Origin of the sequence: Bradyrhizobium sp. CB1015 (genome assembly GCF_025200925.1) — a bacterium.
Lineage (GTDB): Bacteria > Pseudomonadota > Alphaproteobacteria > Rhizobiales > Xanthobacteraceae > Bradyrhizobium.
The window spans coordinates 7,938,652-7,945,000 of the sequence record NZ_CP104174.1; the positions used below are offsets into that span (position 1 = coordinate 7,938,652).

A 6,349-nucleotide genomic window follows, 5' to 3' on the forward strand; every position below is an offset into this window, starting at 1 on the left:
TGAGCTTGCGTCCTCGTCGCATGCCCCAATGTGCTCTCGGCCTAAATCTAGGCTTGGAAATAGTTGCGATCCACCCGGTTTCCGGGAATCTTGCACAGGAGTTCCGCCCGTCCCGCGAGTCCCGAATGCAAAGCCTCCACGTCAACGGTTACGACATGCCCTATCTCGACGTGGGCGAAGACAGGGGCCGGCCGCCGCTGGTCTGCGTGCACGGCTCGCTGAACGACTTCCGCGTCTGGGGCTGCGTGCTGGGGCCGCTGACGCAGCGGCATCGGGTGATCGCCGTCAGCCTGCGCCACTTCTTTCCGGAAAAATGGGATGGGGTCGGTGACACCTATTCGATCGCCCAGCATGTCGAGGACGTCATCGCCTTCATCGACAAGCTCGATCTCGGGCCGGTCGACCTTATGGGCCATTCCCGCGGCGGGCATATCTGCTTCCGCGTCGCGCAGCAGCGGCCCGATCTCTTGCGCCGGCTGATCCTGGCCGAGCCCGGCGGCGAGCTCGATGCGAGTCTCGATCCGGATTACGTCGGCGGTCCCTCGCCGCTGCTGGCGCGCTTCACGGCCTCGGCCGAGAAGATCGCGGCCGGCGATGTCGACGTTGGGCTCGCCGTCTTTGTCGACACGCTGGAAGGCCCCGGCACCTGGCCGCGGCTGCCGGCGATGGTGAAGCAGAACCTGCGCGACAACGCCTATACCCTGATCGGCCAGGTCCGCGACAACCGCCCGCCGTTCTCCAAGGCGGATGCGGAGTCCATCAAGATGCCGACGCTGTTCATCCTGGGCGCGCGGACCAAGGGCCTGCTGCCGAAGGTGCTGCATGCGCTCGCGGCGCATGTGCGCTATTCCAAGACGGCGATCATCCCGAATGCAACGCATCCGATGTTCGAGCAGGCGCCGCAGAAATTCTCCGAAGTGGTTTTGGATTTTCTGGCGAGCTGACCATGCAGAGCTTCCGCGTCAACGGTTACGACATGGCCTATCTCGAGGTCGGAAGCGGCCCGCCGCTGGTCTGCGTGCATGGCACGTTAGGTGATTTCCGCACCTGGTATTCGGTGCTCGGTCCGCTGTCGAGAAGCCATCGCGTGATCTCGGTCAGCCTGCGGCATTTCTTTCCCGAGCATTGGGACGCCGTCGGCGACGACTACAAGATGGCGCAGCATGTCGCCGATACGATCGCCTTCATCGCGCAGGTCAAGCCCGGCCCCGTCGACCTGATGGGCCATTCGCGCGGCGGCCACATTGCCTTCCGCGTGGCGCAGGCGCGGCCTGATCTGTTGCGCAAGCTGGTGCTGGCCGAGCCCGGCGGCGATCTCGACGCATCCCTGCCTGTGCCCGAGGGCACGCCCGCGCATCCGCCGCTGGCGGCGCGCACGGCGCGATCGGTCGAGATGATCCGCGCCGGCGACCTCGAGGGCGCGCTGCGGAATTTCTACGAGGGCATCGAGGGCGACGGCTCCTGGCGGCGCGTGCCGGCTGCGGCCAAGCAGCAACTCCGCGACAACGCGCTCACCTTGCTCGGCCAGATCAACGAGCAGCGCCGGCCCTACACGCTCAGCGATGCGCAGGCCATCAGGACGCCGACGCTGCTGATCGGCGGCGGCGCCACCACCGGCAGCCTGTCGGTGATGTGGCGCGTGCTGGCCGCGCATATCGCGGGCGCTGAAACGGCGGTGATCGCGAATGCCGGCCACTGGATGTTCGAGCAGGCGCCGCTGAAGTTCGGCGAAGTGGTGGACAGGTTCCTGGCGAAATAGCTCCTCCCCTTTCTGACGAAAACAACCCCATGCACAGTAGACGGCCGCAGCAATATCAATGACTTAGGAACATCGCAGAGCGGGGGTCGAGCCGCGCTTGACCCCCTGCCCCTCCGGGGGTATCTTCGAATACGGAATTCCGTATTCCGTTTTGACGATCCGTTGGAGCTGCCGGCGTGATTCCTCTCGACCCGCTCCCGAACCTGATCGACCAGGTCTATTCGCGGATCCTGGAAGCGATCTCCGACCGCACGCTTCAGCCCGGCCAGCGCATTCGGCAGAACGAGCTCGCCGACAGGCTCGGCGTGTCGCGCCAGCCGGTGTCGCATGCGCTGCATCTGCTGCACCGGCAGGGCCTGGTCGCCGAGAGCGGCCGTCGCGGCTTTGAAGTGACACAGCTCGATCCTGCGCGCATCCGCCAGCTCTACGAGGTGCGCGGCGCCATCGACGCGCTGGCGGCCCGGCTTGCGGCGACGCGCGCGGCCAGCGACGCGGCGGGACGCGCGCGCCTGGAGACAGCGCTCGCCGCCGGGCGCCGCACCGACCACGACACGATTCTATCCGAGCTCATCACCCTCGATGTCGATTTTCACCGCGCGATCTATCAGCTCGCCGGCAATCCCGTGATCGAGGAGACCATGGCGCCGCAATGGCCGCATATGCGGCGCTCGATGGCCACAGTGCTGTCGGAGCTCGACTATCGGGCCAAGGCCTGGGCGGAGCACGCCGATATTGCCGGACACATTCTGAGCGGCAACGCGAAAGCGGCCGAACGCGCAGCGCTCGCGCACGCGCAGACGGCGGGACGGATGACCGAGGAGAGATTGCGGGCAACGGAAGAGGCGGCGGCGTAGCCATTTGCACCGTCATTCCGGACGCGCAAAGCGCGATCCGGAATCTCGAGGTTCCGGGTTCGCCGCTGCGCGGCGCCCCGGAACGACAACAAAAATCAAAGCAGGAGGACGACCCGATGAAACTGTCTCAGGAGCAATTGGAGTTCTTCCAGCGCGAGGGCTGGCTGTTCCTGCCCGAGCTGTTCAGCCAAGAGGAGGTCGACCTGCTCGGACGCGAGGCGGTCGCTATCTACGACGCCAACCGGCCCGAAGTCTGGCGGGAGAAGAGCGGCGCGCCGCGCACGGCCTTTGCCGCGCATCTCTACAACGAGGCGTTCGCAATCCTCGGCGCCCATCCGCGCATGATCGAGCCGGTCGAGCAGGTGTTCGGCGAGCCCGTCTACATGCACCAGTTCAAGATCAACGCGAAATCGGCCTTCACCGGCGACGTCTGGCAATGGCACCAGGATTACGGCACCTGGAAGCGCGACGACGGCATGCCGGAGCCGCGGGCGATGAACATCGCGATCTTCCTCGACGAGGTGATGCCGATCAACGGCCCCTTGATGCTGGTGCCGCGCAGCCAGAATGCCGGCGATCTCGAGGCTTCGCACGACCTCGCCACCACCTCTTATCCACTGTGGACGCTGGACGAGGACACGGTGACGCGCCTCGTCAAGCAGGGCGGCATCGTCGCGCCCACGGGCAAGCCGGGCGGCATGCTGATGTTCCACGGCAATCTCGTGCACGGATCGAGCGGCAACATCACGCCCTATCCGCGCAAGATCGTGTACCTGACGCTGAACGCCGTTTCGAACTACATCCGCACACCGACGCGGCCGGACTACATCGCGCATCGCGATTTCACGCCGATCAAAACGGTGGACGATGACGCGCTGCTGCGGCTGGCACGGACACCGCGGCAGGCGGCGGAGTAGATTGCTTTCGTGCCCCGGACGCAGCGCAGCGCTTCTTCAGCGGTGCGCTGCGTCCGGGACACGACACTTATCGGGTGACAAAATGAACCTGTTCCGCCTCCTCCAGGCCCGCGCTAGCGCCGGCAAGCCCGTTCGCGTCGCGCTGATCGGCGCGGGCAAATTCGGCTCGATGTTCCTCGCACAGGTGCCGCACACGCCGGGGCTGGAGGTACCCATCATCGTCGACATCGACCGCGAGCGCGCGCGCGAGGCCTGCCGCACCGTCGGCTGGGACGCCGAGCGCATCGCCGCAACTTTGTTCACCGATGACGGCGCGCGCGCCATCGCGCGCGGCGCCGTGGACGTAGTGGTCGAGGCGACCGGCAATCCCGCCGTCGGCATCCGCCATGCGCGCGCCGCGATCGCGGCGGGCAAGCATATCGTGATGGTGAATGTCGAGGCCGACGTGCTGGCGGGCCCGCTGCTCGCCGAGGAAGCGCGCAAGGCGGGCGTGGTCTATTCGCTCGCTTATGGCGACCAGCCGGCACTGACCGCGGAGATGGTGGACTGGGCGCGGGCCACCGGCTTTCGCGTCGTTGCCGCCGGCAAGGGCACAAAGTACCTGCCGGCCTATCACGACGTGACGCCCGACGGTGTCTGGCAGCATTACGGCCTGACCGCGGGCGAGGCGCAGTCGGCCGGCATGAATCCGCAGATGTTCAACTCCTTCCTCGACGGCACCAAATCGGCGATCGAGATGGCCGCGATCGCCAATGCCTGCGGCCTCGACGTGCCCGCAGACGGCCTATCGTTTCCGCCCTGCGGCGTCGACGACCTGCCGCACATCCTACGGCCGCGCTCGCGCGGCGGCGTGCTGGAGCGATCCGGCCTCGTCGAAGTCGTCTCCTCGCTCGAACGCGACGGCCGGCCGGTGTTTCGCGACTTGCGCTGGGGCGTCTATGTCGTGCTGGAGGCACCGAACGACTATGCCGCCGACTGCTTCCGGCAATATGGCCTGAAGACCGATGCCAGCGGACGCTTCGCCGCCATGTACAAGCCCTATCATCTGATCGGGCTCGAGCTGAACATCTCGGTGCTGGCGGCCGCGCTGCGGGGCGAGCCGACCGGGCAGCCTTACGGCTTCCGCGGCGACGTCGCGGCTGTGGCCAAACGCAATTTGCACGCCGGGGAGATGCTGGACGGCGAAGGCGGCTACACGGTGTGGGGCAAGCTGTTACTGGCGGCCGCGAGCCTCAAGGCCGGCGCCCTGCCGATCGGACTCGCACACCGCGTGAAGCTGAAACATGACGTCGCCCATGGCGCGGTGGTGCGCTGGAGCGATGTCGAATTCGATCCGGGGAACGAAACGGTGAAGGCCCGCAAGGCCATGGAGGCAGCGTTCGCAGCGCAGCATTGATAGGCATTAGCGGTCACGCAACCAAAGTGCGCTTGATTTGCAGTTCCCCTTTGGTCATCCTGACCGCGATCCGGGAATACTGAATTTCGGACACCAAGAAACGTCGGCCACCGGCGAAGACCAAGCGGCGTCAAGACCGCGATCCCTCGTCGAGGACACGACATCACAGGAGGGAAGTGCATGGAACGTCGTAAATTCCTGACGGCAGGTGGATTGGGCCTGGCCGCAACTGCTGTTGCCGCGCCGGCCGTCGCACAATCGATGCCCGAGGTGAAGTGGCGGCTCGCTGCAAGCTGGCCGAAATCTCTCGATACGCTCTATGGCGGCTGCGAATATTTCTGTAAGCGCGTCGCCGAGATCACCGACAACCGCTTCCAGATTCAGCCGTTCGCCGCGGGCGAGATCGTCCCGGGCCTGCAGGTGCTCGATGCGGTCTCGAACGGCACCGTCGAGATGGGCAACACTGCGCTGTATTACTATTGGGGCAAGAATCCCGCCTTCACGTTCGGCACGTCGCTGCCGTTTGGTCTCAACACGCGCCAGCACATCTCCTGGCTCCAATGGGGCGGCGGACAGGATCTCCTCAATGATCTCCTCAAGGAGCACAAGGCAATCGGCATCCCCACCGGCTCCACGGGCGCCCAGATGGGCGGCTGGTTCCGGAAGGAGATCAAGTCGATGGCCGATCTGCAGGGGCTGAAATTCCGCGTCGGCGGCTTCGCCGGCACGATCATCGCCAAGGTCGGCGGCGTACCGCAGCAGATCGCGGGCGGCGACATCTATCCCGCACTGGAGAAGGGCACGATCGATGCGGCCGAATGGGTCGGTCCCTATGACGACGAGAAGCTCGGCTTCGTGAAGGTCGCGAAGTACTATTACTATCCCGGCTGGTGGGAAGGCACCGGGCAGGGCCACAACATCATGAACCTGGAGAAGTGGAACGCGTTGCCGAAGCACTACCAGGCCGCGGTCGAGAGCGCCTCGCGCGACACATTCACCTGGGTGACGGGCAAGTACGATGCCCTCAACCCGCCCGCGTTGAAGCGGCTGCTGGTCGCCGGCGCCATCCTCAAGCCGTTCCCACAGGAAGTGCTCGAAGGCTGCTATGGCGCGGCCAACGAGATCTACGCCGATCTGGCCAAGAGCAATCCGCATTTCGGCAAAATGTATGCGAGCCTCACCGCGTTTCGCAGCGAGTCGCTCGCCTGGATGCAGGTGGCCGAGCTCAGCTTCGATACCTTCATGATGCGGATGCGGACGCGGACGTAAGCTGACGACGGTTCGCAGCGCTTGAAACGACGAAAGCCCCGGAGATGTCTCCGGGGCTTTTTTGTTTGGCGATGAACGGGCCGCGCCGGAAGTGTCATCGCCCGGCTTCGACCGGGCGATCCAGTATTGCAGCGGCAGTCATGAAAGAGCTCGC

The 6,349-nt window shown here is 65.5% G+C and carries 6 protein-coding genes; all 6 read left to right on the plus strand.

Annotation, left to right across the window (positions count from 1 at the left end; all coding sequences use genetic code 11):
* The first annotated feature begins 125 nt into the window (after positions 1–125).
* The 6 genes from N2604_RS37190 (at position 126) to N2604_RS37215 (ending at position 6,195) form a co-directional block, all read left to right on the plus strand.
* The gene (locus tag N2604_RS37190) at positions 126–944 is read left to right on the plus strand and encodes an alpha/beta fold hydrolase (RefSeq protein ID WP_260372883.1); all 819 of its coding nucleotides are present in this window, start codon (positions 126–128) and stop codon (positions 942–944) included.
* A gap of 2 nt (positions 945–946) precedes the next feature.
* Positions 947–1,759 (plus strand): alpha/beta fold hydrolase, encoded by an 813-nt coding sequence (locus N2604_RS37195; protein ID WP_260372884.1) that lies wholly within the window; start codon positions 947–949, stop codon positions 1,757–1,759.
* Positions 1,760–1,935: 176 nt separating this feature from the next.
* Positions 1,936–2,613: a GntR family transcriptional regulator gene (locus N2604_RS37200; protein WP_260372885.1), complete on the plus strand. Its 678-nt coding sequence runs from the start codon at positions 1,936–1,938 to the stop codon at positions 2,611–2,613.
* A 116-nt stretch (positions 2,614–2,729) separates the two neighbouring features.
* Positions 2,730–3,530, plus strand: a complete 801-nt coding sequence (locus tag N2604_RS37205; RefSeq protein ID WP_260372886.1) for a phytanoyl-CoA dioxygenase family protein — start codon at positions 2,730–2,732, stop codon at positions 3,528–3,530.
* A gap of 82 nt (positions 3,531–3,612) precedes the next feature.
* Positions 3,613–4,926, plus strand: coding sequence for an NAD(P)H-dependent oxidoreductase (locus tag N2604_RS37210; RefSeq protein ID WP_260372887.1), 1,314 nt, complete (start codon positions 3,613–3,615; stop codon positions 4,924–4,926).
* Between the two features lie 180 nt (positions 4,927–5,106).
* Positions 5,107–6,195: a TRAP transporter substrate-binding protein gene (locus N2604_RS37215; RefSeq protein ID WP_260372888.1), complete on the plus strand. Its 1,089-nt coding sequence runs from the start codon at positions 5,107–5,109 to the stop codon at positions 6,193–6,195.
* The last annotated feature ends 154 nt before the right edge of the window (positions 6,196–6,349 follow it).

Coding starts and splice junctions, on each gene's coding strand:
- N2604_RS37210 (WP_260372887.1), top strand. CDS start 3,613: ATGAACCTGTTCCGCCTCCTCCAGGCCCGCGCTAGCGCCGGCAAGCCC.
- N2604_RS37215 (WP_260372888.1), top strand. CDS start 5,107: ATGGAACGTCGTAAATTCCTGACGGCAGGTGGATTGGGCCTGGCCGCA.
- N2604_RS37195 (WP_260372884.1), top strand. CDS start 947: ATGCAGAGCTTCCGCGTCAACGGTTACGACATGGCCTATCTCGAGGTC.
- N2604_RS37205 (WP_260372886.1), top strand. CDS start 2,730: ATGAAACTGTCTCAGGAGCAATTGGAGTTCTTCCAGCGCGAGGGCTGG.
- N2604_RS37190 (WP_260372883.1), top strand. CDS start 126: ATGCAAAGCCTCCACGTCAACGGTTACGACATGCCCTATCTCGACGTG.